This window comes from Streptomyces sp. AC627_RSS907 (genome assembly GCF_019049165.1).
Genome location: NZ_JAGMUE010000008.1, coordinates 51,048 through 77,620 on the forward strand (window position 1 = coordinate 51,048; position 26,573 = coordinate 77,620).

Below are 26,573 nucleotides of genomic sequence, written 5' to 3' on the forward strand. Positions count from 1 at the left end.
GCGGGTTGCCGCTGCGGGCGGCGCCAAACCCGCCGCACCCTGTGTTCCCAAGGGTTCCGGCCCGTTTTCCGGGTGGGCCGGAGGGCACCCGTGCACTCTCCCTACGCCGACGCCGACGCCGACGCCGACGCCGGCGGCACCGCGACGACGCACGGAGGTGTACGACATGCCGGGACGACAGGAACTGCCGTCGACCCTGGAGCGCTCCCCGAGGGAGGCCCAGCGCACGTGGATCAAGGCCCACGACTCGGCGGTGGAGGAGTACGGCGAGGGCGAGCGGGCCCACCGGGTGGCGTACGGGGCGCTGAAGCACACGTACGAGAAGGTCGGCGACCACTGGGAGCGCAAGGAGGGCGGCCGCAAGGGTCCCTCCGACCCGCGGTCGGCGCGGCCGCGGGGGCAGGGCGGGCGCAGCGGCGAGGGCGTCGATGAGAAGGCCTCGAAGGAGCACCTGTACGGCCTCGCCCGGCAGCTCGGCGTCCAGGGACGGTCACGGATGTCGAAGGCGGAGCTGCTGACGGCGATCAGGAAGGCCAACCGTTCGCAGACGCGAGCGGCCCGCTCGGGCTGAGCGGGTTCGTGGCGTGGTCCCGGGGTACCCGCGGCTCATGACGAACGCATGGATGGACCTGGCCGCGGGCTCGGGCGCGCTCGGTATCGGTCTGATCGTCGCGGCTGTCGTGGTCGCGGCCCTGCTGATCGGCGCGTTCGCGTTCGGCAGCAGGCAGAAGCGCCGGGAGTCACCGCCGCCGAGTCCGCAGGAGCAGCCGCGTATGCCCGACGGGGGACCCGTCCGCGAGGTGAGGGAGCGGCGGGAGCCCGACGAGATGCCCAGGAGCGACGAGCGGACGCTGCCGCACGACATGGGGCATCAGGGCAGCCGTACCGCCTCCGGGCAGGAGCGGCCCCGCTGGGACGAGGGCAGCAGCGGATCGTTCGGCAGCGGCGGGCCGGGCGGACGCTGACCCGAGGACGACGTACACAGGGAAGTGAGAACCATGGCCGATCCCGCTCGCGACAACCTGCCGTTGCCCGACTACGACCATCTGCCGATCGGTGGGCTGGAGAGCCGGATCCGGTCGCTGGGCGCGGACGACGTGGAGGAACTGCTGGCGTACGAGCGGTCGCACGCCGACCGCCGCCCGGCCACGGAGGTACTGGCGAGCCGCCTGGAACAGTTGCGGTCCGGTGCCGAGCCGTCCTCGGGGGACCCCGGCGCGGTACGCCCCGAGCAGAGCCGGGGCCGCACCGGTTCCCCCGTGACGCCCGCGACGTCCCCGCAGCCGTTCTCCCCGCCACCGCACGGCACACCGGACCAGCGGGGCAAGCCGAAGGGTGACCGCACATGAACACGGAGTAGTTTCCGGCACGGGTGCGGGGGAACCCATGCGCCGTGCTGCTGAAGAGGACGAGGGCCCGCGCGGGCGCGCGGGCCCGCCACGCGGGCGAACACACCGTCACCTGGGCCGACGGGCGGCTCCCCGTCTCCGAGGGCGGACGGCTGCTGCGCAAGGCCTTCCCGGAGCACTGGTCCTTCCTCCTGGGCGAGATCGCCCTCTACAGCTTCGTCGTGCTGCTGCTGACCGGTGTCTGGCTGACCCTGTTCTTCAAGCCCTCGATGACGCAGGTCGTCTACGACGGCTCCTACGAGCCCCTGCTCGGGGTGACCATGTCGGAGGCGTACCGCTCGACGGTGGACATCAGTTTCGACGTGCGCGGCGGGCTGCTGATCCGGCAGGTGCACCACTGGGCGGCCCTGGTGTTCCTGTCGGCCATCGGGGTGCATCTGCTGCGGATTTTCTTCACCGGAGCGTTCCGCCGACCGCGTGAGGTCAACTGGCTGATCGGCCTGACCCTGTTCGTGCTGGCGCTCGCCGAGGGCTTCGCGGGCTACTCGCTCCCCGACGACCTGCTGTCCGGGACGGGGCTGCGCATCGCGCAGGGGATCATGCTCTCCCTCCCGGTGGTGGGGACGTACGTCAGCATGTTCGCGTTCGGCGGCGAGTATCCCGGCCACGACCTGATCCCGCGGCTGTACTCGCTGCACATCCTGCTGCTCCCCGGACTCCTGCTGGCCCTGCTCACGCTCCATCTGTTCCTGGTCGTCTACCTGAAGCACACCCAGTGGGCGGGACGCGGCCGCACCCGGCGCAACGCGGTGGGCAAGCCGATGTTCCCCCAGTTCATGACGAACTCCACCGGCCTGTTCTTCATGGTCTTCGGCGTCCTGACGGTGCTCGCGGCGGTGGCGCAGGTCAACCCGATCTGGGCGTACGGCCCCTATCGTCCCGACACCGTCTCCACGGGCTCGCAGCCGGACTGGTACGTCGGCTTCCTGGAGGGGGCGCTGCGGCTGATGCCGCCGTTCGAGACGGCGGTGGCGGGCCACACCGTCATGTGGAACGTGCTGGTGCCCGCGGTCGTGCTGCCGGGGGCCCTGTTCGCGGTGCTGTACGCCTACCCGTTCTTCGAGGGCTGGGTGACGGGGGACCACGACGAGCACCATCTGTGCGACCGGCCTCGGGACAAGCCCGTGCGGACCGGGCTGGGCGTCGCCGCGATCTACTTCTACGCGGTCCTCCTGCTCGCGGGCGCCAACGACATCCTCGCCTTCACCTTCGACGTCTCGCTGAACCTGTTGACCTGGGTCTTCCGGATCTCCCTGGTCCTGCTGCCCCTGGTCGCCTTCCTGGTGACCAAGCGCGTCTGCCTCGCGCTGCGGGAACGGGACCGGGGCCGGCTGGCCGAGGGCGAGGAGACGGGCGAGCTGCGGCAGACGCTGGCGGGCGGCTACGTCGAGAGCCACGAACCGCTCGACGCCGAGGAGCGGTACGTGCTGGGCTCGGCGAAGGAGCCCGAGCCGCTCGCGCCGACGGCGTCCGACGCCCCCGCACCGCACGTGGGACGGCTGCGGGCGACGCTCAGCGAGTGGTACTACGGCGACCGGGTCGACGGTGAGGAGGGGGAGGCGGGGCCCGGGCCGGGGTCCTCCTCGCGCGAGGTGGAGCGCTGAGCGCCCCGGCCGGCGTATTGGAAGACCAGGCCGCAGACGGCGAGGGCGAGCACGCCGAAGCCGATCAGTACGAGCCACAGGCCGTAGACGACGCCGACCGCGAGGACGACGGCGCCCAGTGCGGCCGTGACGGGCCAGGGGCTGTGCGGCGGGAAGAAGTCCAGTGGGCCCGCGGCGTCCACGACCTCGGCGTCCGGGAGGTCCTGCGCCCGCGGGCCGCGCCTGCGGTGTTGCACGTGCAGGAAGAACGCGACGAGGGAGGCCATCAGGAAGGAGACGGCCAGGGCCACGGTGCCGGCGGGCTCGGCGGAGAACCAGCCGTAGCCGGCCGCGGTGACGGCGAAGAAGGCCGCCACGCCGGTGAACAGACGCGCTTCGGTCCTCACTGCACGTGCCTCTGGTCGTGCCGGCTGATGTCGGGGTGGTGCAGGTCGAACGCCGGGGACTCGGAGCGGATCCGGGGCAGCGACGTGAAGTTGTGCCGCGGCGGCGGGCAGGAGGTGGCCCATTCGAGGGAGCGTCCGTAGCCCCAGGGGTCGTCGTGCTCGACGCGCGCGCCGTACTGGCGGGTGCGCCACACGTTGTAGAGGAACGGCAGCGTGGACAGGCCGAGCAGGAAGGAGCCGATGGAGCTGACGGTGTTCAGGACGGTGAAGCCGTCCGCGGCCAGGTAGTCGGCGTAGCGGCGGGGCATGCCCTCCTCACCGAGCCAGTGCTGGACGAGGAACGTGGTCTGGAAGCCGACGAAGAGCGTCCAGAAGTGGACCTTCCCGAGGCGTTCGTCGAGGAGTCTCCCGGTGAACTTCGGCCACCAGAAGTAGAAGCCGGCGAACATCGCGAAGACGACCGTGCCGAACAGCACGTAGTGCAGGTGGGCGACGATGAAGTACGAGTCCGTCAGATGGAAGTCCAGCGGCGGTGAGGCGATGAGGACGCCGCTCATGCCGCCGAGCAGGAAGGTCACCAGGAAGCCGGCCGACCACAGCATGGGTGTCTCGAAGGACAGCGAGCCGCGCATCATGGTGCCGATCCAGTTGAAGAACTTCACCCCGGTCGGCACGGCGATGAGGAACGACATGAGGGAGAAGAAGGGCAGCAGCACGGCCCCGGTGGCGAACATGTGGTGGGCCCACACCACGGCGGACAGCATCGTGATGGCGATCGTGGCGCCGATCAGGCTGAGGTAGCCGAAGATCGGCTTGCGGCTGAAGACCGGGATGATCTCGGAGACGATGCCGAAGAACGGCAGTGCCACGATGTACACCTCGGGATGGCCGAAGAACCAGAACAGGTGCTGCCACAGCAGCGCCCCGCCGTGCGGGGCGTCGAAGATGCGCGCGCCGAACTTCCGGTCCGCCTCCAGCGCGAGCAGCGCGGCGGTGAGCACGGGGAAGGCGGGCAGTACCAGGATGGACGTGAAGAGCACGTTCCAGGTGAAGATCGGCATCCGGAACATGGTCAGGCCGGGGGCGCGCAGGCACAGGATGGTGGTGATGAAGTTGACCGCGCCGAGTGTGGTGGACACGCCGGTGACCACGAGCCCCATGGTCCACAGGTCGCCGCCCGGGCCGGGGCTGAACACCGCGCTGTTCAGCGGCGCGTAGGCGAACCAGCCGAAGGCGGCCGCTCCCTGGGGGGTCAGGAACCCGGCCACCACCATCAGGCCGCCGAAGAGGTACAGCCAGTACGAGAGCGCGTTGAGCCGGGGGAACGCCACGTCCGGGGCGCCGATCTGCAACGGCATGATGGCGTTGGTGAACCCGGCGAACAGCGGGGTCGCGAACAGCAGCATCATGATCGTGCCGTGCACGGTGAAGAGCTGGTTGTACTGCTGGGCACTGAACAGCTGGAGTCCCGGGCGGGCCAGTTCGCTGCGCATCAGCAGGGCGAGGACGCCACCGAAGAGGAAGAACCCGAAGGACGTCGTCATGTAGAGATTGCCGATCACTTTGTGATCGGTCGTCGTCGCCCAGCGCGCCAGGGCCCGTCCGAGCGTGCGGTTCGTCCGCGACCGCGCCGGTGCCCGGCGCGGCGGTTCGGTCCTCCTGTCCACCGCCATGCGCCGGAGGGTACCCAGGCGTCGCGGGCCCGGCCGCACGGCCACGCCGGGAGCGGCGCCGGGCGTCCGGCCCCTCCGCCGCCCGGAAGCCGTCCGGCGCGTGTCCGCCCAGCTCAGACGGTGTGGGCCCGGGAGAACACCGCAGTGCCCTCGCGTCACGTCGGATGGGCCACCTGGCGGGTACCGCCGGCGTCCGCCACGGGCACGCGGGTCCGGACCGGACGGCGTCGGGTCCGGACCCGGGTGCGGGTTCGGGTCCGGACCCGGGTGCGGGTTCGGGCTACGAGGCGTCGCGCACGGTGCCGGTCAGCAGCGGGCCCTGCGGCTCGCCCTCGTCGTCGATGCTCTGGAAACCGATGTGCTCCGCGGGCTCGGTGACCTCGTCGCGGATCGTGGGCACCGCCACCTCGGTGCTGGTCTCGCCGGGCGGGACCGAGGCCCACAGCGCGAAGTACTCCAGCCGGGAGAGCGGAACCTCCCCGTCGGGGATCTCCCCCATCATCTCCCGCAGCCAGTCCTGGTCGACGTCCTTGGTGGACAGCTCGGCACGGGTGTCGTCCGGCACCGGCACCAGCAACGTGTTCAGGTCCACGTCGGCGGGCTCCGACAGCGAGACCCGCCAGTGCAGCAGCTGTCCCTCGGTGACCGTGTCGGCGACCGGCGTCACGCTGATCCCGGGCATCGGGTCGTCGTTCTCGGCCGTGACGCCGCCGACGTAGGAACCGACGACCGAGCCTCGTACCGCCTTCACCAGCACGTCGTGGGAGGCGTCCCTGCTGTAGCGCTTGTTGCCCGTCACCTTCACGGCGACGTCGATGCCGGGGCCGCCGGGACGGACGGTCACCAGGCGGTCCCGCGCGGTTCCGGTGGCCGGGTCCGTGACGTACATGCGGACCGTGCCGCCGTTCTTGCCCGACACGCGCACCGGCACGTGGTACGTACGCACGCCCGAGTCGCCCTCCTTGACCCTGATCCGGCCGATGTCGACACGGGCCAGCGGGGCCGGCCGCACCTGGGGGGTGCCCGCCTGCCACGCGTAGGCGTCCATCAGCCATGCCTTGCCCGCGCGGTTACGGGGCGTCAGTTCCAGCGAGGTGACGCGCCCCAGGTCGACTCCGGCGCGCTCGGCGGCGGTGAGCGGTACGCGCAGTTCCTGCGCCCAGTAGGACGCAATGCGTTCACTGCCCGGAAGTCCCTCGGCGCCGACACGGCCGAGGGTGGCTCGCCTGCCCGTGGCGTCGGTGACGGAGACGTCGAGCCGGGTGCCGGTGCTGTTCGGCGGCACGATGACGCGCAGGGCCAGGCTCTTCGCGCCCTTCAGGGAGACGGGGGCGCCGGGACGGATCCGGGTCGCGGTGCCCGGTGCGGACCAGTCCAGGGCGATCGCGCTGCGGCCGGTCTCGCGTTCCGGCTGCCAGTACGCGAAGTGCGGTGAGTAACCACTCGCGTTCTCGTCGAGGCAGGCGGCGCTCGGGTCGGGGTCGACGGCCGAGCACAGACGGCCGCCGGTCACCTTCACCCCGGCGTCCGGCAGGAATCCGGCGCCGCGGCCGGCCCCCACCGCGTGCGTCAGCACCCGTGCGGGGTCGGCCGAGGGGGCGCGGCGGCCCGTGCCGTCGATCAGCTCGCGCACCCGGTCGTCACCGGCGACGAACAGCCGTGCGGCGGCGGCGATGTAGGTCGCGCCTGCCCGGTGCTGCTGGTCGGCGGTGAGCCGGGTGGGGCTGCCCACGGAGCAGACCGGGTCGCGGTTCTCCTCGTCCTCCCAGAAGTCGTCGTTGGCGGGCGCCTGCGCCTGACCGGGCGTCCACTCGCTGTTGAAGTAGTTGTGGTTCGCGCCCGTGATGTGGACGGCGCTGTGCAGCGCCCGGCCCCGGCTCACCCCGCGGGTGCCGTCGACGTACAGCTGTCCCTGGAGGTCGGCGACGTCGCCGTCGCAGCCCGGCAGGATCGTCAGCGACGGCACGTCGGGTACCGGGTTCTGACCGAAGGCGGTGGGGCCGATGAGCACGGTGCCGCGGATGTTCCAGCGGGTGCGCCCCGGCCGGCCGCCCTGGCTCGCGGGCGGGGCGTAGAGGCTGTCCATGGCGGCGCGGTCGACGCCCTCGCCGCCGCGCGAGTGGCCGACGAGCAGCACCCGGGACAGGTCGGCCTTCGGGCCTTGGCGTACGGCCGGCGGCGCGGTGGAGGGCCGGGCGGCCCAGTCCGCCCAGCGGGCCAGGTGCGTGCGGACCAGCGTCGAGCGGGCCTGGGCGCCGGCGTCCTCGATCTCGGCGTCCTGGCCGTTGATGCCGTTGGCGGAGATCGAGACGGTCACATAGCCCTGGGAGGCCAGCAGTTTCTGGTCCTGGAGGTAGCCGCGGTGGCTGGGGATGGGCTGGGCGTCGCCGGCGCAGGGCCAGTCGATCGTGACGGCGTCCTCGCCCTGGCCGGGGACGTAGCAGGTGGCGTGGCGGCCGTGCAGGAAGAGCGCGAGCGGGCGCTTGCCGGTCGCTCCCTCGGGGGCGACGACCACGCCGCGCATCTCGACCGGGGCGGGGAGGCCGGGCAGCCGGACCGAGTCGAGCGTGTACTCGCCGGTGGTCGTGGCGAACCGTCCCGGGGTGCCGGGGTCGACGGCGCCGGCGGGGAGCTGGGGCGGGAGTTTCGCCGGGGGCGAGCCGGCGGGGCGGCGCTCCTGGCCGGCGGCGCCGGGCTCCTCGTCCAGCCGGCGTCCGCCGGACACGACCTGTAAGTCCGTCGGCCGGTTCAGCGCGGCCGGTGCGGTGTCGTCCAGGGGAAGGCGGAAGGTCCGTCCGTCGTCGTCGGGCTCCGGTATGCCGAGCAGCCGGCCGTCGGTGCGGAACTCCACCCGTGCGTCGCCGGGCGGAACGGTGCGCGGGGAGCGCCACTCCAGCGCCTTCGCGTCGCCGGTGCCGGTGATCCGCCAGCCCGGTGGCAGGCCGGCGGTGCCGGCGGGTGCCGCCTGGCCGGACGTGGCGCCGGGCGGCTGCGGCTGGGCCTGTGCCGCGGCGGGTGCCACTCCCACCACCGTCAGCACCGCTATCGCGGCGGCCCATGTCTTTCGGGCACGTATCAAGAATCCGCTCCTCAATACTCCGGGTCGGGGTTCCGCCCGTGCGGACGCCCCTCGTGGGAGGAGGAGGGAAAGAAGAACCTTCGGGTTGCCTGTGAGCCGTCAGTCTCCGCCGGTGCCACCGGCACCGCTCGTCGCGCCGGTCCTGCGGGCCGCGTCGGTCGGGCAGTCGTCACTGGACCGGCCCGCCAGCCGGCCGCCGGGCTGCTCCACGGTCACCTGAGCGCTCCCCAGCTCCGGGTCCTGGCGCAGCCGGGCGACGGCGACCGTGCAGGCCAACTGGTCGACGGCCGTGTCGCTGAGGCTCTCCGTGCGCTCGGGCAGGTGGACGGTGACCGCCGTTCCGTCGGTCCGGACGGTGGGCGCCACGGCGGCCGGTGGCAGTTCGGTCGTCAGGCCCTGCCCCCGCTCCTGGCCGTCCGGTCCCTCGAACAGCATGAGTACGGTGCCGGCGAGGCCGGTCGCGCCGGGCACCGGGCGGGGGACCGGCACCAGTGCGCCGTCGGCGACGAAGTAGAGCAGGGCCGTGGCAACGGGTACCGCCGCGGGTGCGGACTCGGAGGGGGCGAGGGTGCTGCCCGGTCCCCGGACGCCGGTCGCGGGTTCGCCCGCCTCGACCACACCGGTCGCGGGGATGCCGCAGGCGCTGAGCGGGAGGAGCGTCGCGAGCAGGAGGGGGAGCGTGCGCCGGGCGCTGCCGCCGGCGCGCCCGCCGGCCGGACCGGTCCTCGGGGTCGTCGTGGCCGCCCGGGGCGGCGTCGGCGGGTTCATGGCCGGTCCTCCTTCGCCGACTGCGTCGTCCGGTCCTCCGCGCCGTCGGGTCGCAGCGGGAGGACGACCGTGAAGACGGCGCCGCCGTGCGGTTGGTTGGCCGCCCGGACGGTGCCGCCGTGCAGGCGTACGTTCTCCGCGGTGATGGCCAGCCCGAGGCCGCTGCCCTCGCTCCGGGTGCGGGCGCTGTCCGATTTGTAGAAGCGGTCGAAGACATGGGGCAGGACGCTGTCGGGGATGCCGTCCCCGCCGTCGCTGACGGCGACGACCGCCCGCCGTCCCGCTCGGGGGTCGTCCTCCCCGTAGAGGCGCAGACGGACGGGGGGAGCGCCGTGGCGCAGGGCGTTGGCGACGAGGTTGGCGACGATGACGTCGAGGCGGCGCGGGTCGACCCGGCCGCGCAGCGCGCCCGGTTCCGGCAGGCTCGTCTCCACCGTGTCCAGCCAGCCCCGGGAGGCGAGCGTGCGTCGTACGGACTCGGCGAGATCGATCTCGTCCAGGTGCAGGGCGGCCGCACCCGCGTCGAACCGGGACATCTCCATCAGGTCGTCCACCAGAGCGGCCAGTTTCGTCGTCTCCTCACTGATGAGGCGGACGGCCATGGCGGTGTCGTCGTCCAGGCCGGCCGCGTCCTCGTCCAGCACGTCGGTCACCGCCGACATCGCCGCCAGTGGCGTGCGCAGTTCGTGCGAGACGTCCGCGGCGAAGCGACGGGCGCCGGCCTCCATGCGCCGCAGCTCGGCGACCGACCCCTCCAGCGCCGCGGCCGTCTCGTTGAAGGTGCGGGACAGATCGGCCAGTTCGTCGGAACCCTGCACCGTGAGCCTGGTGTCCAGGCGGCCCTCGGCGATGCTGCGGGTCGCCCGGCGCAGTGCCCGCACGGGCCGCAGCACCCCGCGCGCGGCCAGGAGGGCGATCAGGACGGCCAGGACCAGGGCGGGCACGGTGGCCCGTTCGATGGCGGAGACCAGGGCGTCGACGTAGCCCTGTTCCTCCCGCTGCGGCACGGTGAGGTAGATCTCCAGCCCGGAGGCCCGCCGCTCGGTGCTGTACGTGCCGTCGAAGGTGACCGGCATGCCGACGACGAGGGCGGGGCGGCCGTGGTGCGAGACCCGCTGGAACACCGTGGCCCGGCGGGAGCGCACGGACTCGCGCATCGCCGGGGACAGCTCGCCGAACTCGTCTCCGGGGGCGGACGTCGCGCTCTTCCCCCGGTAGGCGGCCAGCACACGCCACTGCCCGGACCGTCCGCCGCGCGCCACGTCGGCGGCGAGTGCCCGCAGGTCGGACTCCTCCGGCGGGAACCGGTACTGGGCGACCAGGGTGTTGACCCGGTCCCGGAAGTCCTCGATCACCGTGTCCTGGCTCTGCTGCAGGACCCCGGTACGTGCCTCACGGAAGGTCAGCGCGCCGGCGGTCACCGTGGCCACTACGGCGACGAGGGTGAAGGCCACCACCAGCCGCACGCGCAGCCCGCCCAGCGCGCGCGGCATCCGCGGAACCCTCACCGGGCGCCGAACCGGTAGCCGAAGCCGCGCACGGTGTGGACGTGACGCGGTTGCCCCGCGGGCTCGCCGATCTTGGCCCTCAGGCGCTTGACGCAGGCGTCCACGAGCCGGGCGTCCCCGTGGTAGTCGTGCTCCCACACCGCTTCCAGGAGCTGCTGGCGGCTGAACACCTGCCCGGCCGAGGCGGACAGCGTGAGCAGCAGTCGCAGTTCGGAGGGGCCGAGGGCGACGGGCCGTCCCTGGTGGGTGACGGTCAGCCCGGCCCGGTCGATGACCAGGTCACCGTGGTGTTCGACGCGGGGCGTGGCGTGGCCGTCCGACGCGCCGCCCACGCGGCGCAGCACCGCGCGGATGCGTGCGTCCAGGACGCGGGCGCGGACCGGCTTGACCACGTAGTCGTCCGCTCCGGCCTCCAGGCCGACCACGATGTCCGCGTCGTCACCGCGGGCGGTGGCCATGATGATCGGCACCTGGTGGTGGGCGCGTATGCGGCGGCACACCTCGAGGCCGGACATGCCCGGCAGCATCAGGTCGAGGACCACGGCGTCGGGCCTGAAGGAACGCAGCTGCTCCAGTCCGTCCTCGCCGGTGACGGCGGCGGCGACGTCGTGTCCCTGGCGGCGCAGGGCGAGGCGGACGCCCTCCCGGACGGCGCGGTCGTCTTCGATGATCAGGACCCGTGGCATGGAGCTCAGTATGCGCATCGGCGGGCGGCCACCCCCGCGCGGGTGGCGGCTGTTACACAGCGGTCCAGAAGCCGTCCACGTCCGATCACACTGCCGGGGCACGCTGCGTGATCATGAACGAGCACCGATCGGCGCCCTCGCCGTCCTCCGGCGCGCCCCGTCGCCACCGCCGTCGGAAGAGCACCCGCCGCAGACGGGGCGGGAAGCCGCCGCTCCTGTGGGCGGGACTGGCGGCCGGCACCGCTCTGCTCTTCGTCGGCGGTCTGGCCCTCCAGGAGCGGTCGGCGGCCTCCGACGACGCCGCCGGTGCCTCTTCGGCGGGGCGCGAGGAGCACTCCCCCGGTTCGTCCCCGGCGTCCGAACGGCAGGTGTCGCGCGAGGCCGTCGAGGACGGGAGGAAGAAGGGGGACGAAAAGGAAGAAGGCGAGGAGAAGGGGGACGGGACGGAGAGGGACGAGAAGGAGAAGGGCCCCGACCCCGCCTCCATCCCGGCCTCGGGCCCCGGGACGTTCGCCACCGCCGGCGGCGACGGTGACCGGGTCGGAGGGAGCGGACGGACACTGACCTACGTGGTCCAGGTCGAGGACGGCATCGGCATCTCGCCGCGGGACGTCGCGACCGAGGTCGAGCGTGTCCTCGCCGACGAACGGGGCTGGACGGCCGACGGGAAGGTGGGGTTCCGGCGGGTGTCCGGCGGCGCGTCCGACTTCCGGGTACGCCTCGCCACGGCGGCGACGGTGGACGACATATGCGGCCAGTACGGTCTGGACACCGGCGGCGAGGTCAACTGCAACGTGGGGCAGGACGTCATGGTCAACCTCAAGCGGTGGCTGCTGGCGACCGAGTACTACGCGGACGACGTGACGTCCTACCGTGCCCTGATCATCAACCACGAGGTCGGGCACTTCCTCGGCCACGGCCACGTGGGGTGCCCCGGCCCCGGGCGTCCCGCGCCGGTGATGATGCAGCAGATCAAGGGCCTGCACGGCTGCCGGACCAACGTCTGGCCCTACGACGCCGACGGCCGGCTCGTCAGCGGGCCGGCCGTCGGTTGAGCACTCAGGCGGTGGTCCGCTCCACGGGGACCCACAGCTCCGCGTCCGCCCGCTTCCCGTCCTCGGACAGGCGCACCCGCAGGATCTCGGGCCCGGGCCTGCTCCGGTACGGGTTCGACGGGAACCACTGCGTGAACACGTCCCGCCACAGGTACTGCAGTGCGTGCGGGAACGGACCGGTGTTCTCGAACACGGCCCACGTGCCGGCCGGCACCCGGAGGACGTCCAGGCCGGCGGGTGCCTCGGCGCGGGTCACCACGCCGTGGTAGTAGTCGAGTTCGGTGCCCTCCGCCCGGCTGGGGTCGATCCGGTCGGACACTCCGACGACACCCTCCGGTTGCTGGTCGGACAGTGCCGTGACGCGCTCCAGCGTCTCGGGACCGATGCCCCGGACGAAGTCGGCGATCGCCGGGTTGACCCCCTCGTGGACCAGGGGGACCCGGGCCTTCCTGCCGACGACGCGGAACTCGTCCTTGTCCTGGATCCTGTAGCGCATGCTGCTGCCCCCTTCGACGACGAGCCGGAAGGACATCCGGGGCTGGGAGTGCAGCACCGCACCGGTGCGCCGGGCCTCGCCCGGGCCCACGCCGTGCATGGCACGGAACGCCCGCGCGAAGGCCTCCCCCGACCCGTAGCCGTAGCGGATCGCGACGTCCAGCAGTGTGCGGTCCGCGGCGAGCACCTCCGCGCCCGCGACCGTCAGCCGCCGCCGGCGGATGTAGTCCGACAGCGGCATGCCGGACAGCGCGGAGAACATGCGCCGGAAGTGGTACTCCGACGTCAGCGCGACGCGCGCGAGTTCGGCCACGTCGATCTGCTGGTCGAGATGCGACTCGATGTGTTCCATGGCCTGGTTCAGCCGTTCCAGCACCCCCGGCCCCCTTCTCTTTCGCTCAGTCACGACAGGGGCCCGTCCCCCTCCGGACCCGGCATCCTGTGCCCACCGCGGTCGGGTTGCCGCCGCGGTGCCGCGGCGGGTCAGCCCAGGCGCGGCGGTGTCCAGTCGGCGTGCCGCAGGATGGTGCGGACGGTCGCGCGGGAGGGGGCCAGCCGGAGCGCGGTGTTGCGCAGGGCGACGGCCGGTGGGCTGGACAGCTGCTGCCCCATCCGGCCGGCCTGGCGGGCGGCGCGGGCGACGGACTGGCTGCGCGGGCGGCGCTCGGCGTCGTATCGGGTGAGCGCGGAGTCGACGCCCGGCTCGGTGGCGAGCGCGGCGGCCAGCGTCGCCGCGTCCTCCAGTGCCTGGCAGGCGCCCTGGCCGAGGTTCGGGGTCATGGCGTGCGCCGCGTCTCCGAGCAGGACGACCCGGCCGGCGGTGAAGGACGGCAGCGCGGTCACCAGTTCGTGGATGTCGTGGTGCAGCACGGCGTCGGGGCGGGTCGCGTCCAGCAGTGCGGGGATCGGGTCGTGCCAGCCGCCGAAGCGGCGCCGCATCGCGGCGAGGGCGTCCGGATACCGCAGGCCGGGCGGGGAGTTGAGGACCGCGTGCCACTCGGCCCGGCCGTCGGTGAACGCGATGTGGCCGAACTCGGCGCCCCTGCCCCAGGTCAGTTCGAAGTCGGTGTCCAGCGCGACGGGGTGCTCCGTGATGGCGCGCAGTACCGTCGACCCGCTGTAGGCCGGGCCGGGATGGTCCGGGAACAGCTGGGCGCGGAGCCCGCTGCGCACGCCGTCGGCGGCCACGACCAGGTCTGTCTCCAGCACCTCGTCCCCCACGGGAACCCGCACCCGGCCGGCACCGGTGCGGTCGACGGACCTGACCTCGGCCCCGACGACGAGGCACGCGGACGGCAGCGCCGACCGCAGCAGCCGGTGCAGCTCGGCGCGGGGAATGCCGACGATCGGCGTGCCCAGCTCCCGTTCGAGCGCGGCCCCGTCCATCCGGGCCAGCCATCCGCCGCCGGGGACGCGAGTGCCTCCGGTGTACTGGGGCCGCGCCGCCGCGCGTACGGCCGTGCCGACGCCGAGGGCGTCCAGGGCGCGGATGCCGTTGGCATGCAGGGAGATGCCCGCGCCCACGTCGGCGAGGACGGGAGCGCGTTCGACGACCGTCACCTCCCAGCCGATCCGGCGCAGTCCGAGCGCGGCGGCCAGTCCGCCGATCCCCCCGCCGACCACCACCGCGTTGCCGCCGCCCATCCCCGGACCTCCTCAGTCAGCCTGCCGTAGCTGTTTCTACAGATGTAGAAACCCATGCGCGGAAGCGTACTCCCCGCTTCTACAGGTGTAGAAAGGGGGGATGCGCACCGACCGACGCACCCATCTCGCCGACGCGGCCATCGGCGTGCTCGCCGAGTCCGGGCTGCGCGGACTGACCCATCGCGCGGTGGACCGGGCGGCGGGCCTGCCGCCCGGCTCCACGTCCGCGTACTACCGCACCCGCCAGGCACTGCTCACGGCACTGGTCCGGCGCCTGGTCGCCCTCGACCAGGCGGAACTGCACGAGATGGGGCAGGAGACCCCGGTGCCGCGGGACGCCGGCCAGGTGGTGGCCGGGATCAGCGCGCTCGTCGAACGGCGCCTCACCGGGGACGGGCGACGGCGTTCCCTCGCTCGCTACGCCTGCGCCATCGAGAGCGTGCACCACCCCGAACTGCGGGAGATCCTCCGCCCGCGCGAGAACGCCGCCCGGAACGCCGTACGCGACTTCCTCGCGGCCCAAGGGCTCGCGGACGCCGAGGAGCGCACCGTGACCTTGCTGACCTGTGTGGACGGACTGGTCTTCGACCGTCTCGTGCACGGCGGAAGCGTGTCGGACGCGGAGATCGGCAGGCTGGTGGCGGCTTCCCTGCGCTGAACGGCACCGCGCGGGGGCGAGCCGCGGGCCGGTCGGGCCGGCCGCCCTGTGGTCCCCTGGCTCTCACCGTTCCTCGGCCCGGGGGCGGGGGTTCAGCGCCTCGGCCGTCACACCGTTGGCCTGGGCCGCGTCGGCGAGGGCCTGGGCAGCGGCCTCCGCGGCCTGGGCCGTGTCGCTGGCGGCCTGGGCGACGCCGTCGTCGGAGGGCTTCGCACGGGTGGCGGGCGACTGCGGCAGCGCTTCGGTGAAGGCGCGGGAAACCCCCTGGAGTGCGGAGGTCACCTCGCTCGGGATGACCCAGAAGGTACTGCCCGACCCCTGGGCCAGCTGGGGCAGTACCTGGAGGTACTGGTAGGCGAGGAGCTTCGGGTCGGGGTCGTTGCGGTGCACGGCCTGGAAGACCTCGTCGATGGCCCGGGACTGCCCCTCGGCCTTCAGGATCTCGGCGGTTCGGTTGCCCTCCGCCCGCAGGACGGCGGCCTGCTTGTCGCCCTCGGCGGTGAGGATCTGCGACTGCCGCTGCCCCTCCGCGCCGAGAATCGCGGCCCGCTTGTCCCGTTCGGCCCGCATCTGCTTCTGCATCGCGTCCTTGATGGACTGCGGGGGGTCGATCGCCTTGATCTCCACCCGGTTCACGCGCAGCCCCCATTTACCGGTGGCCTCGTCGAGCACGCCCCTGAGTTGGCTGTTGATGGTGTCGCGTGACGTGAGTGTCTTCTCCAGATCCATGGAACCCACCACATTGCGCAACGTGGTGACGGTGAGCTGCTCGACCGCCTGGAGGAAGTTCGCGATCTCGTAGAAGGCCGCGCGTGGATCGGTGACCTGGAAATACAGCACGGTGTCGATCTCGACGACCAGATTGTCCTCGGTGATGACCGGCTGCGGCTTGAAGGAGACGACCTGTTCCCGTAGATCGATCACCGGATAGACGCGGTCGATGTACGGAATGACGAGATTCAGGCCGGGTTTCAGGGTGCGGTGGTAGCGGCCGAGCCGTTCGACATTGCGGGCACGGGCCTGGGGCACGATGCGTACCGCCCGCACCACGGTGAAAACCGCGAGAAGCGCGACGATCACACCGGCGACGAGGAACGCCGAGGCTTCCATGGTCACTCCCGGGGGTAGACGAGTGCGGTGGACCCGCTGATCTCCATGACGTCGACGGTCGTTCCCCGAGGAATCACCAGTGTCTCGTCGTAGGAACGGGCGGTCCATTCCTCACCGCCGATACGGACCCTGCCCTCCCTGCCCGTGACCTCGGAAACCACGTAGGCGGCCTGGCCGACCAGTGCGTCCACGCCGAATCGCTCGGTCTGGGGCTTGAGGACATGGCGCAGCGCGATGGGACGCACGAAGAGGACGGTGACGGTGGCGACGACGGTGAACACCAGGAACTGGAAAGGCGGAGCAATTCCGGCCGCGGCGGTTCCGGCCGTGATCAGCGCCGCCGCGCCCAGCATTCCGAGCGCGGCGGTGAGGGTGAAGATCTCCGCCATGAAGAGGATCGCCGCGATGATCAACCAGATCAGCCATGGATCCATGACGACCCCTTCCCGGAGGGTGCGGGTGCGCGAATGGCTGGGCCTCTGCCTCTGTTTCCAGCTGCCTCTTTTTCTGCCTTCTTCTGTTTCTGCCTGCTTCCAGGAAAACAGAAGCCGTTCGGTGCTGTCACCGGTCCGGCGGCGTGCAACCGGGTCCCGGGACGGCACGTCTCCCTCGGTGACTCCCTGCGACGGCCTCTTGCGCCGCGTGGTGCCGTGCAGTGGGCTGTCCCCCATGGAGAAGAGAAGCCTCGCGGCACTGGCCGCCGCCCTGCTGGTCGCCCCTGTCCTGGCGGCGGGCGCACCGGGGCCGCGCGCGCAGGCCGCCGAACCGGACGCCGTCGGATCGGCGCCGCCCGCCGGGGCGCCGCTCGTCCACGGAGTGGACCTCGACACGGTGACGATCCCCGAGTTGCAGGCACGCATGAAGCGCGGGTCACTGACCTCGTCGGCACTGACGCGGGCGTACCTGCGGCGGATCGAAGCCGTCGACCCCAAGATCAACGCGGTGCTGCACACCAGCCCGACGGCCCTGCGCCAGGCCGCGGCCAGCGACGTCAGGCACCGGACCGGAAAGGTCCTGAGCCCGCTCGACGGCATCCCCGTACTGCTCAAGGACAACGTGAACACCCGCGACATGCCGACGACGGCCGGGTCGCTGGCGCTGACCGGCAGCCCCCCGGCGACGGACGCGGCCCTGGTCGGCAGGTTGCGGGCGGCGGGCGCGGTGATCCTCGGCAAGGCCAACCTGTCCGAGTGGGCCAACTTCCGCGCGGCGAGACCGACATCGGGGTGGTCCGCGGTGGGCGGGCAGACGAACAACCCGTACGTGCTGGACCGCAACCCCTGCGGATCCTCCTCGGGTTCGGCCGCCGCGCTCGCCGCGTCACTGGCGCAGGTGGCGATCGGCACCGAGACGGACGGCTCCATCGTCTGCCCGGCCGGGATGAACGGGGTGGTCGGTCACAAGCCCAGTCTCGGACTGGTCAGCCGGTCGGGCGTCGTCCCGATCTCCGCCGAGCAGGACACGGCCGGGCCCATGGCGCGCAACGTGGTCGATACGGCGCTCACCCTCGCGGTCCTCAGTGGCCGGGACACCGTGCGCGCCGGCAGCGCTCTCGGCCTCACGGACGCGGGCACGCGCCCCGGCGGCCTGCGCGGCAAGCGGATCGGCCTGTGGCGGCTCCCCTCGCTCGGCACGGAGGTGGACGCCCTGATGACCCGCACAGCGGCACGGCTGCGCGCCGCGGGGGCCCAGGTCGTCGAGGTCACCCCGCCGTACCAGGGGCGTCTCGCCGAGCTCGAGTTCCCGGCGCTCCTGAGCGAGTTCCACCGGGACATCGACGCCTACCTCTCCACCCGGGGCGGACCGCAGAGCCTCGCCGAGCTGATCGAGTTCAACCGCGCGCACCCGGCCGAGCAGACCTGTTTCGCCGGTCAGGAACTGTTCGAGCAGGCGCTGCGGGCGCCGTCGACCACCGACCCCCGGTACCGGGCCATGCGCGCCGAGCTGAAGGACCTCTCCCGGCGGTCCATCGACGAGACCATGGCCGCGCACGACCTGGACGCCATCGCCGCCCCGACGAATCCCCCCGCGTGGACGACCGACTGCGCGCGGGGCGACAACGACGTCATCCCGTCCTCCACTCCGGCCGCCGTCGCCGGATATCCGTCGTTGTCCGTGCCGGCCGGGTCCGTGGGCGAACTGCCGGTCGGCCTGCTCCTGATGGCCGGTGACCGCCAGGACGCCGAACTGCTGTCGCTGGGAGCAGCGGTGGAGCGCAGGCTGAACGCGTGGCGAGCACCCAGGTACCTGCCCACGTCGCCGTCCGGCACGTCCCGCCCGAGCGGCCGCTGACGGTGGCGGCCGGGTCGGCGCGCGTCCCGCCGGGCGTGCGCCGACCCGGCAGCCGCCGCCCGGCCGCGCGGGCCGGGGGCGGGGACGGGGAGAGCCGAACGGGGGCGGCGCGCGGCGGGTCGAGGTCCCGCACGTCCGCGACGACATCACCGAACGGATCGGACGAGCCATGACCGAGCGAGGACATCGGCATGGCAGCTCCTGAGCGGCGCGGGATCCCTCCGACGGGAACGCGGCCAGGCCCCCGCAACTCGGGCCCCGGCCCCTTGCCGTGTGCCCGGTGACGCCGGCCACGCCTTTCGCGGCGGCATCGCTCCCGGTGACCGCGCCAGAGGGTGACTCGTCCACCACCTCACTCAGCCGCCACGCGAGGCGGACGGGCGGGACAACCTTGTGAGCGGGTCGTGAGTCTTCTGATCGATCACACCGTGATCGGACCCACAAGGAGACCATCATCAGCGCCATACGCAAGACCCTGACCGCTACCGCCGTGGCCGGTGCCGTCCTCGCGGGCTCCGCCGCCTGCGGTACGGCGGAGCAGCTCTCCGCCGGCAGCAAGCTCGACCGGGCCTTCGAGGAGCTCGGCAAGGAGAAGACGCTCTCCTTCGAGCTCGGCCTGGACACCGACGCCGCGACGTTGAAGGCGCTGGACGCCAAGTCCGAGCCCGCGCCCGGTGACGAGATCCCGGACGAGGTCGCCGAGCTGATCAGCGACGCGACGGTCACGTTCACCGTGCAGTCGAAGAAGCCGATCGAGGAGTCCGGCGAGAAGGACTTCGTCGGCATGGCCATGAAGGTCAGCAGCCCGGACGGGGACCTCGCCGAGTACCGCATGATCGGCGACCACGCCTACGTCCGCGCCGACATCGGCGCCATCGGCCGGATGACGGGCAGCCCTGTTCCGGACGCCGGGGACCTGCCCCCGGAGGCCGGGGCGTTCAAGAGCGTCCTCGAGGGCAAGTGGGTGAAGTTCGACACCAAGGAGATGGAGGAGGCCGCCGCCGAGGGCCAGGAGACCGGGGACGCTCCCGCGCCCGACCGGACCCTCGACGCCAAGACGCAGAAGAAGCTCGTGGAGGCCCTCCGCACGGTCGTCGCGCGTGAGGTGGACTTCAAGACGGCCGACGGCGAGGACGGCGCCGAGCGCATCACCGCCACGGCTCCCTTCCGCACGCTGCTGACCAAGCTGCTCGGTGAGATCCGCCCGCTGGCGAAGGACCTGCCGCCGGGCATGGACCTGCCGACGGACAAGGACCTGAAGGAGGCCCCCGACACCAAGGTGACGGCGGACTTCACGCTCAAGGACGGCGAGCTGACCGAGGTGGACGTGGATCTCGCCCCACTGGCCGAGAACGCCGAGGTCAAGAAGCTGGGCCTGACCCTGCGGGTGAGCGACGGCGCCATGCCCACCGCGCCGGCCGGTGCCACCGAGCTGGACCCGAAGGAGCTCTTGGGGGGCCTCTTCGGCGGTCCGATGCTGGACGACGCCGACCTGGCCGAAAGCGACCTCGCCGACCTGGGCCTCCCGGAGGACGAGCTCTGATCGCACCGGGCCCGTACGCAAGGGCCACCGCACTCGCCCGGTGACGGCACCGCACTCGCCCGGTGACGGCACCGCACTCGTCCGGTGAGCAGCCGCACGAGTGCGGTCGGCTCGCCCGACGGCTCCCCCGGGCCGCGCTCGCCGGGAGCCTCGCCCGCTGCACCGTCGCGCAGACGGTCACGGCCGCCGGCACCGGGAGGGGCGGGCGGCCCCGGTGATCAGGATCCGGGGGTGGCGGCATCCTCTACCAGCTCGGGAACGAGGCGTGCCTGAAGGGCAGGGGCAACTGCGCGACCCATCCGAAGTCGGCGCGGCCGCCGAGCGGCCGTCCGGTCGCGTCGTTCGATAGGTCCACCGTCGTACCGGCGACGGGCAGCGCCGACCGACAGACCCTCCCCGTCCACACGAGCGACGATCACGGAACGACGCGGCAGCCGCTGTCGGCGGTGAAGGCCCCGGCGCACCTCGCCCGATGTCCGTCCGCGCGGCGGTACCCCGGCGGTGCGCAACCGTACGATGCCTCACAGGCGTCGCACAGAGCGGCGGGGCGTCCTGCCGTCCCGAGTCCCCAGCGGTGGGCCGCCGGAAGGAGCGTCCGTGGAGGTCGGTGGGTACCGGATCGTCTCGCTGCTCGGTGAGGGCGGCATGGGCCGCGTTCATCTGGCGCGGTCCGCGTCCGGGCGGCCGGTCGCCGTCAAGACGGTCCACCGGCACCTCGCCGCCGACCCGGAGTTCCGCGAGCGGTTCCGCCGCGAGGCGGCCGCCGCCCGGGCGGTGACCGGTCCGTACACCGCCGCCGTGCTCGACGCCGACCCGGACGCCGAACACCCCTGGCTGGCCGTGGAGTTCTGTGCGGGCCCCGGCCTGCCCGAGGCGGTGGCCGCGCACGGGCCGCTCGGTGCCACCGAGCTCGCCGCACTGGGCGCCGCGCTCGCCGAGGCGCTGGCGGCGGTGCACGCGGCGGGGCTCGTGCACCGTGACGTGAAGCCGTCCAATGTCGTCATCTCGCGTGACGGGCCCAAGGTCATCGACTTCGGCATCGCCAAGAGCGCGGCCGACGAGAGCCTCACCGCCGACGGCGAGGCCATCGGCTCGCCCGGCTTCATCGCCCCCGAGCAACTGGCGCGGGACGCCGCCCGTGCGGGGCCCGCCGCGGATGTGTTCGCGCTCGGCGCGGTGCTCGCGGTGGCGGCGACCAGGCGCGGTCCCTACGGTTCCGGCGGAGCTCCCGGGGTCCTCTACCGCACGCTGCACGAGGAGCCGGATCTGGTGGGCGTGCCGGGCCCCGTCTGGGAGGACTTCCTCGGCCGCTGCCTGGCCCGGAACCCCGCGGACCGGCCCACGGTCGCGCAGGTGCTCTCCTGGTGCGCCGAGCGGGCGTCGGACGAGCCGTGGTGGGAGCAGGAGCCGGTCGCCGGGCTGATCCGTCGCCACGAGAACGAGGTGGCGGAGCTGTTGGGGAAGGCGGCGGAAGAGGACGCGCGGCGCCGCCCCGGGGACGGCGTCCCGGCTGCCGCCCGCGGCGACGAGCCACGTCTCCCCGCTCCCCCCTGTGACAGGAAGCCCCGGGCCCCTGCCCCCGCCGACGACGACAGGTCGCGACTCCCTCACCCCGCCGACGACACCAGGCCCCGACCCCCTCACCCAGCCGACGCGCCACCGCCCGCCTCTCGCGACGCCCTCCTGGTCCCTCGCCCCGACGCCCCCGTGCCCGCGCGCCGCACGTCCCGGCGTCTCCTTCTCGCCTGGGGCGGGGCGGCGCTCGCGGCCGTGGGCACCACGACGGCGGCCGTTCTGCTGGGCGGCGAGGACAGCGACGGCGGCACGCCCGGCACAAGGCGCCGTCACGAGCCCACCCCGCCGGCCGGTGAGGTGGTCTGGAGCCGTGACATCGGCGAAGTCGAGTACGGCGGCGCCCTGTTGCGCCACGGCAGAGACCTCTACGTGCTCGACGACAAGGGGGTCGTCCGTCTGGACGCGGAGACCAACACCGTTCGCTGGACCTACCCGGAGGAGGACCTGCGGAGCATCCAGGCACGCGGCGATCTGGTCTACGTTCTGCGGGACAGCCTCTTCGAGCCGGAGCTGATCGCCCTGCGCGTGGTCGGCGGGCGAGAGGCGTGGACCTCGGGTGTGCTGTCCCGCAACCCGCACCGGCCGCCCCGCCCCCTCGACCCCCCGGCGAGCGAACTGGAGGGCGGTCAGGGCGTGTTCACCGTCTCTGACGACGTCGTCTGCCTGCTCACCTACGCGCCGTACGGCACCCGGTGGGAGCGGCGCACCACATCGGCCCCGCCCTGGCGCGCGTACGGCTTCGACTCCCGCACGGGGAACGAGCTCTGGTTCCGTGAAGGGCACGTGGCAGAGGTGACCGGCGTGGACGCGGCGGGCGGCCGCATAGCGGTGGCCGCCTCGTCCCGGGACTCCGGTGTCCCCGGCACCGACCGGCCCGCGCAGGACGCCCCGCTGGTCGTTCTCAAAGCTTCCGACGGAGCGGTGGAGCGGGAGATCGCGCACGGCGCCCGTCGCCCGCAGGCCCACCCCGGGGCCGAAGGTGTCGGCTACTTCGCCTCGCAGGACCGGATCGAGGCCGTCGACCTGGCGACCCGCCGCACCCTGTGGGCTCGGCCCGCGGGTGCGGTCACGGATATCGCACCACGGGCCACGGGCGGCCTGGTCCTCGCCTCCTCGTCGGACGGCATCGAGGCGCTGGACGCCGGCACAGGCCGGAAGCGCTGGTCGCGGCCCGGGTTCCGGGCGATCGGGGACGGCGCGCCCCTGGTGTCCGACGGCCTGGCCCTGGCCTCGGGGCCGGAGCCGGGCGGCTCGGGCGAGGCGGCGTGGGGCGTGTACGCGCTGGACGTACGGACGGGCGACGCGGCCTGGGCGGTTCCCGTCGAGCCCGCGACCGACATGACCCTGGCGACCGCGCACGACGGCCTGGTCCACATCTGCGCGGGCCGCACCCTGCACACGGTCCGGGGCCCGGAGGGGACCCGGACATGACCGCTCGCCCCGCTCCCCGCGGTACGACCTGGCACACCCCTCCCCCACCCGCGCCCCGGACGACCACGGGCGACGCCCTACCCCGAGGCAGGTGCGCATGACAGGAGCCCCCTTCCCGGGTTCCCCCCTGCTCCCTGGCGACCCGCGCCGCCTCGGCGGTCACCGCATCGTGCGGCGACTCGGGTCCGGCGGCATGGGGCAGGTCTATCTGGGACGCAGCCCCGGCGGACGGCTCGTCGCCGTCAAGACCGTGCACGAACACCTCGCTGCGGACCCGCGCTACCGGGAGCGCTTCCGGCGCGAGGCCACCGCGGCGCGCGCCGTCACGGGCGCGCACACCGCCGCCGTGCTCGACGCGGATCCCGATTCCGCCGTGCCCTGGCTGGCCACGGCGTTCCTGCCGGGGATCACCCTGCGGCACGCGGTCGTGGTGGGCGGGCCGTTGGACGCCCGGGTCGTGCGGTCGCTGGGGGCGTGCCTTGCCGAGGCCCTGGCGAGCATCCACGCGGCGGACATCGTGCACCGCGACCTCAAGCCGTCCAACGTGCTGCTGACCACCGACGGTCCGCGCGTCATCGACTTCGGCATCGCCCGGGCCGCCGGGGACCTCGGTCTCACCGAGGCCGGGGCGATGATCGGCACACCCGGATTCATGGCCCCCGAACAGGTCGCCGGCAGTGATGTCGGGCCCGCCGCCGACGTGTTCGCGCTGGGCGCGGTCCTCGCCTTCGCCGCGACGGGTGAACAGCCCTTCGGTTCGGGCCCTGTCGCCGTCCTTCTCTACCGTGCCACGCACGAGGAGCCGCACCTGGACGACGTACCGGAGACGGCGGGTCTGCGCGCACTCGTCTCCGGCTGTCTGCGCAAGGAGCCAGAGCGGCGGCCCTCCGTCGCACGAGTACTGGCCCTGACCGCCTCCCCGGACGCGCCCGTGTGGTGGCGCGACGAACCACTGCGGTCACTGATCGCGGGCGAGGAGGGGTCAGGCGCCGAGGAGCCGTCCGACTCCGGCGGGACGGACCGACCGCGGCACCCGGAACCGAAAACGGAACCGGAACCGGAACCGGAACCTGCCCCGGCCGACCCGTCCCACCGCGCCGATCGCCTGCGCACCCTGACTCGCCGCACCCTCCTCACCGCCGGCGGCGCCGGGCTCACCAGCCTGGCTGCCTGGGCCGCGGCCCGGGCCCCGAGAACACCGGGCACGGGCGCCGAGCAGGACGGGCCCGTACTGGAGAAGGGGTCGAAGCGACCCGGCCTGGTGCGCTGGACACTGACCGGCCAGGACGACGGATCGGGCGGCGTCACGTCCGCGCTGCTCGCCAAGGACACCGTGCTGGTGCACGGGCGAAGGCCAGGACTGGCCACCACTCAGGGCCTGGTGCGCGCCGTCGCCGCCACGGACGGGGAGCGCCGCTGGCAGGAGGACAAGGTTCCGGCGAGCGCCGCCCACGAGCCGCTCTGGGGTGTCACGGGCGGCCTGCTGATCGCCCCGGAACTCCTGGACAGGGTCTACGAGACGCGGACCGGGGACCCACGGCCGCCGGAGCGGCCCTGGCGCGGGACCGTGAAGTGGTTCGCCGTCGCGGGCGGGCGGCTCGTCACGCTGGGCGACGACGGTGGATCGGCGGAGGACCGGGTGCTGCGCTCGCACGCGTTCCCCTCGGGCGGCTCGCGCGCCCCCGTGGGCCCCCGCACACACGAGAGGGAGAAGACGCGCGACTGGCGGGCGCCCGCGGTCTCCGCCGGCAGGCTGCTCCTCGTACCGGACACCGGGGCACTGGACCCGCGGGTGTTCTGCCTCGACGCGGCCACGGGCCTGGAGCCCTGGACCTACACCGGGCTCGGCAGGACCGGGCAGCCGCAGCTCGCGCCGGTCACCCTGCCCGCGCCGGGCGGCCGCGGCGGCGAGCGATTCGCCCTGCTCAGCGATGCCGACGAACTGCACCTCGTCGACGTGCGTACCGGCGACCGGCTGCACCACGAACCACTGGGCCTCATCGCCGGGAACGGCGCCGCGGCTCTCGGACACGCCTCGGGCACCGGTCTGTTGCTCATCGCCGGGGAGGACCTGATCGGTTTCAGCCCCGAAAGCGGAAAGCGGCTGTGGAGCCACCCCACCGCCGGGCTGGACACCAGCTGGCCGCCGCTGCCGGGCGGTGGCAGGCGGGGCCCCGTCGCCCGGGACGGGGTCCTGCTGAACTGGCTGGACGCGAGGACCCTGCAGGCCCTCGATCTCGCGGACGGCGGGCGACAGCTGTGGCGGACGTCGTTCGACGCCATCGCACGCTGCCCGCCCGCCATCGGCGGTGACACGGCCTACGTCACGGCGGGGCAGGTGTGCCGGGCGCTGGGTCTGCGTACGGGGAGGAAGCTCGCGGAGTGGCCGGTGGACGAGGCGGTCACATGGCTCGCCGCCGACGACAAGGGGTGGTACGCCAGGGTCGGCGCGTCGTCTCTGCGAGCGGTCAACGCGCCGTGACACCCCCCGATCGGCAGACAGCGCTTCGGGGACCACGTCTCGGCCTGGCTCACCGGACAGCGCCCCTGCACACCGGTCCGCATCCGCGCGGTCAACCAGCTCCTCAGCGGCCAGATCCTCCCCGGCGAGCGCCGCCCCGACGGAGTCCGGGCGGCGCCCTCACGCAGAAGCCGACCGGATGTCAGGCGACGCGCCACTGTCGGGCGTTGTTGCCGTTGCAGGTCCACTGCCGCACTTCCGCGCCGGGGACGGTGCCGAAGTTGTAGTCGTCCAGGCACAGTCCGCTGTGCCGGTTGTGGATCGCCACCGGCGCCGGCGGACCGCCGGTCTCGCCCGAGGGGCCCGGCAGAACGGTCGAGGTGGAGACGGGGACGCCGAGACATTCTTGTCAGGGCGGGCTTGTGCAAGCGGCCTTGCTCCAGGCGGTGAATTCTTTCGTAGGGTGGCTGCTCATGAGCACAGAAGAGACGACGCTGGCCTGGGAACGGTTCGAGGCGGAACTCGCGCGTGCTGCTCCGCTGTCCCTCAGCATGCTCCGCCGGCCCGCATCCGCGAACGAGCTGGCGTCCGCCGAGCGCGAGTTGGGGCGGCCGCTTCCGCCGACCTTGCGTGCGTTGTACCTCCGCCACGACGGAGTCCACGAGCCTGAGCACTTCGTCGACTATCCGCATGACGTGCCACCGGATCCAGCCGATCCTTTCTGGCGCTACCAGAACGCTGTGTGTTTCCTGCCCGGCAACCTTGCCTGGCTTCCCCTGGAGCGTGTTGTCGAGCTGGGCGAGCACGTGGACATGTACGCGGAGCCCGACGATCCGCGTGCCCGCTTCCCTCTTCTGTCGCATGTGAACGACTCCGACATGTCCGGCGTGTGGGTCGACGCGGAGGGGAACATGGGGTCCTGGTCGGATGCGGGCACTCTGGACGCGTTGGGATTTCGGGTTTGCGAGTATCTCGCCGATGCCGCCCGAGCCCTGGCGACCGGCACGGTGTGCCAGACCATGAAGGGCGAAGCGCCATTCATCTCTCCCTCCGGCGATGGTCTGGGCTGGGTGGACACTGATGCGCCGGATGTGGTCGAGGCCCACCGGCTGGACGGGTGGACCGCTGTCTGATCAAGGCTGGCAGGTGTGGGCCCCGACGAGCCGTGAGCCCACACCTGCGCATCACTCCCTACG

The 26,573-nt window shown here is 72.9% G+C and carries 22 protein-coding genes and 1 pseudogene; 12 read left to right on the forward strand and 11 right to left on the reverse strand.

Annotation, left to right across the window (positions count from 1 at the left end; translation table 11 throughout):
• Positions 1 to 166: 166 nt before the first annotated feature.
• The 4 genes from KUM32_RS02175 to KUM32_RS02190 are packed head-to-tail and all read left to right on the forward strand — an operon-like array spanning position 167 to position 3,013.
• Positions 167 to 571, forward strand: a complete 405-nt coding sequence (locus KUM32_RS02175; RefSeq protein WP_217140036.1) for a ChaB family protein — start codon at positions 167 to 169, stop codon at positions 569 to 571.
• Positions 572 to 608: 37 nt separating this feature from the next.
• Positions 609 to 965, forward strand: a complete 357-nt coding sequence (locus tag KUM32_RS02180; protein ID WP_217140037.1) for a DUF6479 family protein — start codon at positions 609 to 611, stop codon at positions 963 to 965.
• Between the two features lie 33 nt (positions 966 to 998).
• Positions 999 to 1,349 carry a hypothetical protein gene (locus KUM32_RS02185; protein ID WP_217140038.1) on the forward strand — a complete coding sequence of 117 codons (351 nt, stop codon included), beginning with the start codon at positions 999 to 1,001 and terminating at the stop codon, positions 1,347 to 1,349.
• A 44-nt stretch (positions 1,350 to 1,393) separates the two neighbouring features.
• A complete protein-coding gene (locus KUM32_RS02190; RefSeq protein ID WP_217140039.1) occupies positions 1,394 to 3,013 on the forward strand; it encodes a ubiquinol-cytochrome c reductase cytochrome b subunit in 1,620 nt (539 codons plus the stop codon).
• Here the strand turns inward: KUM32_RS02190 and KUM32_RS02195 are convergent.
• The 6 genes from KUM32_RS02195 to KUM32_RS02220 all read right to left on the reverse strand — a co-directional run bounded on the left by KUM32_RS02195 (position 2,935) and on the right by KUM32_RS02220 (position 11,113).
• Positions 2,935 to 3,399: a cytochrome c oxidase subunit 4 gene (locus tag KUM32_RS02195; protein ID WP_217140040.1), complete on the reverse strand. Its 465-nt coding sequence runs from the start codon at positions 3,397 to 3,399 to the stop codon at positions 2,935 to 2,937. The two genes, KUM32_RS02190 and KUM32_RS02195, sit on opposite strands and share 79 nt — an antisense overlap.
• Positions 3,396 to 5,072 carry a cytochrome c oxidase subunit I gene (ctaD, locus tag KUM32_RS02200; RefSeq protein WP_217140041.1) on the reverse strand — a complete coding sequence of 559 codons (1,677 nt, stop codon included), beginning with the start codon at positions 5,070 to 5,072 and terminating at the stop codon, positions 3,396 to 3,398. Before ctaD ends, KUM32_RS02195 begins: the two co-directional genes overlap by 4 nt.
• Before the next feature lie 280 nt (positions 5,073 to 5,352).
• Positions 5,353 to 8,151: a hypothetical protein gene (locus KUM32_RS02205; RefSeq protein ID WP_217140042.1), complete on the reverse strand. Its 2,799-nt coding sequence runs from the start codon at positions 8,149 to 8,151 to the stop codon at positions 5,353 to 5,355.
• A 99-nt stretch (positions 8,152 to 8,250) separates the two neighbouring features.
• Positions 8,251 to 8,919: a hypothetical protein gene (locus KUM32_RS02210; protein WP_254404903.1), complete on the reverse strand. Its 669-nt coding sequence runs from the start codon at positions 8,917 to 8,919 to the stop codon at positions 8,251 to 8,253.
• Positions 8,916 to 10,412, reverse strand: a complete 1,497-nt coding sequence (locus KUM32_RS02215) for a HAMP domain-containing sensor histidine kinase (RefSeq protein ID WP_217140043.1) — start codon at positions 10,410 to 10,412, stop codon at positions 8,916 to 8,918. The genes KUM32_RS02210 and KUM32_RS02215 overlap by 4 nt, the downstream gene beginning before the upstream one ends.
• Positions 10,413 to 10,423: 11 nt before the next feature.
• Complete coding sequence (locus KUM32_RS02220; RefSeq protein ID WP_217140044.1) at positions 10,424 to 11,113, reverse strand: response regulator transcription factor; 690 nt, start codon at positions 11,111 to 11,113, stop codon at positions 10,424 to 10,426.
• Between the two features lie 113 nt (positions 11,114 to 11,226).
• Here KUM32_RS02220 and KUM32_RS02225 point away from each other — a divergent pair, with 113 nt between their 5' ends.
• The gene (locus KUM32_RS02225) at positions 11,227 to 12,168 is read left to right on the forward strand and encodes a DUF3152 domain-containing protein (protein ID WP_217140045.1); all 942 of its coding nucleotides are present in this window, start codon (positions 11,227 to 11,229) and stop codon (positions 12,166 to 12,168) included.
• Positions 12,169 to 12,172: 4 nt separating this feature from the next.
• Here the strand turns inward: KUM32_RS02225 and KUM32_RS02230 are convergent, their stop codons facing one another.
• Together KUM32_RS02230 and KUM32_RS02235 are read right to left on the reverse strand one after the other, a co-directional pair.
• Positions 12,173 to 13,039 carry an AraC family transcriptional regulator gene (locus KUM32_RS02230; RefSeq protein WP_217140046.1) on the reverse strand — a complete coding sequence of 289 codons (867 nt, stop codon included), beginning with the start codon at positions 13,037 to 13,039 and terminating at the stop codon, positions 12,173 to 12,175.
• A gap of 107 nt (positions 13,040 to 13,146) precedes the next feature.
• Positions 13,147 to 14,307 carry an FAD-dependent monooxygenase gene (locus tag KUM32_RS02235; RefSeq protein WP_217140047.1) on the reverse strand — a complete coding sequence of 387 codons (1,161 nt, stop codon included), beginning with the start codon at positions 14,305 to 14,307 and terminating at the stop codon, positions 13,147 to 13,149.
• A gap of 100 nt (positions 14,308 to 14,407) precedes the next feature.
• Here KUM32_RS02235 and KUM32_RS02240 point away from each other — a divergent pair, with 100 nt between their 5' ends.
• The gene (locus KUM32_RS02240; protein ID WP_217140048.1) at positions 14,408 to 14,965 is read left to right on the forward strand and encodes a TetR/AcrR family transcriptional regulator; all 558 of its coding nucleotides are present in this window, start codon (positions 14,408 to 14,410) and stop codon (positions 14,963 to 14,965) included.
• A 63-nt stretch (positions 14,966 to 15,028) separates the two neighbouring features.
• Here the strand turns inward: KUM32_RS02240 and KUM32_RS02245 are convergent, their stop codons facing one another.
• Together KUM32_RS02245 and KUM32_RS02250 are read right to left on the reverse strand one after the other, a co-directional pair.
• Positions 15,029 to 16,075 (reverse strand): SPFH domain-containing protein, encoded by a 1,047-nt coding sequence (locus KUM32_RS02245; protein WP_217140049.1) that lies wholly within the window; start codon positions 16,073 to 16,075, stop codon positions 15,029 to 15,031.
• Between the two features lie 2 nt (positions 16,076 to 16,077).
• Complete coding sequence (locus KUM32_RS02250) at positions 16,078 to 16,509, reverse strand: NfeD family protein (protein WP_217140050.1); 432 nt, start codon at positions 16,507 to 16,509, stop codon at positions 16,078 to 16,080.
• A gap of 235 nt (positions 16,510 to 16,744) precedes the next feature.
• Here KUM32_RS02250 and KUM32_RS02255 point away from each other — a divergent pair, with 235 nt between their 5' ends.
• The 5 genes and pseudogenes from KUM32_RS02255 (at position 16,745) to KUM32_RS02270 (ending at position 25,398) form a co-directional block, all read left to right on the forward strand.
• Positions 16,745 to 18,367, forward strand: coding sequence for an amidase (locus KUM32_RS02255; protein ID WP_217140051.1), 1,623 nt, complete (start codon positions 16,745 to 16,747; stop codon positions 18,365 to 18,367).
• 490 nt (positions 18,368 to 18,857) lie between these two features.
• Positions 18,858 to 19,910 carry a hypothetical protein gene (locus KUM32_RS02260; protein WP_217140052.1) on the forward strand — a complete coding sequence of 351 codons (1,053 nt, stop codon included), beginning with the start codon at positions 18,858 to 18,860 and terminating at the stop codon, positions 19,908 to 19,910.
• A gap of 269 nt (positions 19,911 to 20,179) precedes the next feature.
• Positions 20,180 to 20,425, forward strand: a pseudogene (locus KUM32_RS43155) (hypothetical protein); the annotation flags it as partial.
• Between the two features lie 82 nt (positions 20,426 to 20,507).
• Positions 20,508 to 22,916: a protein kinase gene (locus tag KUM32_RS02265; RefSeq protein ID WP_308408568.1), complete on the forward strand. Its 2,409-nt coding sequence runs from the start codon at positions 20,508 to 20,510 to the stop codon at positions 22,914 to 22,916.
• Positions 22,917 to 23,013: 97 nt separating this feature from the next.
• On the forward strand, positions 23,014 to 25,398 hold the full coding sequence (locus tag KUM32_RS02270) for a protein kinase (RefSeq protein ID WP_217140054.1): 2,385 nt from the start codon (positions 23,014 to 23,016) through the stop codon (positions 25,396 to 25,398).
• Positions 25,399 to 25,579: 181 nt separating this feature from the next.
• On the opposite strand, the gene KUM32_RS44650 is transcribed toward KUM32_RS02270, so the two are convergent.
• A complete protein-coding gene (locus KUM32_RS44650) occupies positions 25,580 to 25,705 on the reverse strand; it encodes an RICIN domain-containing protein (protein ID WP_217140055.1) in 126 nt (41 codons plus the stop codon).
• 145 nt (positions 25,706 to 25,850) lie between these two features.
• Here KUM32_RS44650 and KUM32_RS02280 point away from each other — a divergent pair, with 145 nt between their 5' ends.
• Positions 25,851 to 26,510 carry an SMI1/KNR4 family protein gene (locus KUM32_RS02280; protein ID WP_217140056.1) on the forward strand — a complete coding sequence of 220 codons (660 nt, stop codon included), beginning with the start codon at positions 25,851 to 25,853 and terminating at the stop codon, positions 26,508 to 26,510.
• Positions 26,511 to 26,573 lie beyond the last annotated feature (63 nt).

Excerpts from the sequence above, each read along its gene's own strand:
- KUM32_RS02175 (WP_217140036.1), top strand. The coding sequence starts at position 167 with ATGCCGGGACGACAGGAACTGCCGTCGACCCTGGAGCGCTCCCCGAGG.
- KUM32_RS02180 (WP_217140037.1), top strand. The coding sequence starts at position 609 with ATGACGAACGCATGGATGGACCTGGCCGCGGGCTCGGGCGCGCTCGGT.
- KUM32_RS02185 (WP_217140038.1), top strand. The coding sequence starts at position 999 with ATGGCCGATCCCGCTCGCGACAACCTGCCGTTGCCCGACTACGACCAT.
- ctaD (WP_217140041.1), bottom strand. The coding sequence starts at position 5,072 with ATGGCGGTGGACAGGAGGACCGAACCGCCGCGCCGGGCACCGGCGCGG.
- KUM32_RS02210 (WP_254404903.1), bottom strand. The coding sequence starts at position 8,919 with ATGAACCCGCCGACGCCGCCCCGGGCGGCCACGACGACCCCGAGGACC.
- KUM32_RS02215 (WP_217140043.1), bottom strand. The coding sequence starts at position 10,412 with ATGCCGCGCGCGCTGGGCGGGCTGCGCGTGCGGCTGGTGGTGGCCTTC.
- KUM32_RS02220 (WP_217140044.1), bottom strand. The coding sequence starts at position 11,113 with ATGCCACGGGTCCTGATCATCGAAGACGACCGCGCCGTCCGGGAGGGC.
- KUM32_RS02225 (WP_217140045.1), top strand. The coding sequence starts at position 11,227 with ATGAACGAGCACCGATCGGCGCCCTCGCCGTCCTCCGGCGCGCCCCGT.
- KUM32_RS02235 (WP_217140047.1), bottom strand. The coding sequence starts at position 14,307 with ATGGGCGGCGGCAACGCGGTGGTGGTCGGCGGGGGGATCGGCGGACTG.
- KUM32_RS02240 (WP_217140048.1), top strand. The coding sequence starts at position 14,408 with ATGCGCACCGACCGACGCACCCATCTCGCCGACGCGGCCATCGGCGTG.
- KUM32_RS02245 (WP_217140049.1), bottom strand. The coding sequence starts at position 16,075 with ATGGAAGCCTCGGCGTTCCTCGTCGCCGGTGTGATCGTCGCGCTTCTC.
- KUM32_RS02250 (WP_217140050.1), bottom strand. The coding sequence starts at position 16,509 with ATGGATCCATGGCTGATCTGGTTGATCATCGCGGCGATCCTCTTCATG.
- KUM32_RS02255 (WP_217140051.1), top strand. The coding sequence starts at position 16,745 with ATGGAGAAGAGAAGCCTCGCGGCACTGGCCGCCGCCCTGCTGGTCGCC.
- KUM32_RS02270 (WP_217140054.1), top strand. The coding sequence starts at position 23,014 with ATGACAGGAGCCCCCTTCCCGGGTTCCCCCCTGCTCCCTGGCGACCCG.
- KUM32_RS02280 (WP_217140056.1), top strand. The coding sequence starts at position 25,851 with ATGAGCACAGAAGAGACGACGCTGGCCTGGGAACGGTTCGAGGCGGAA.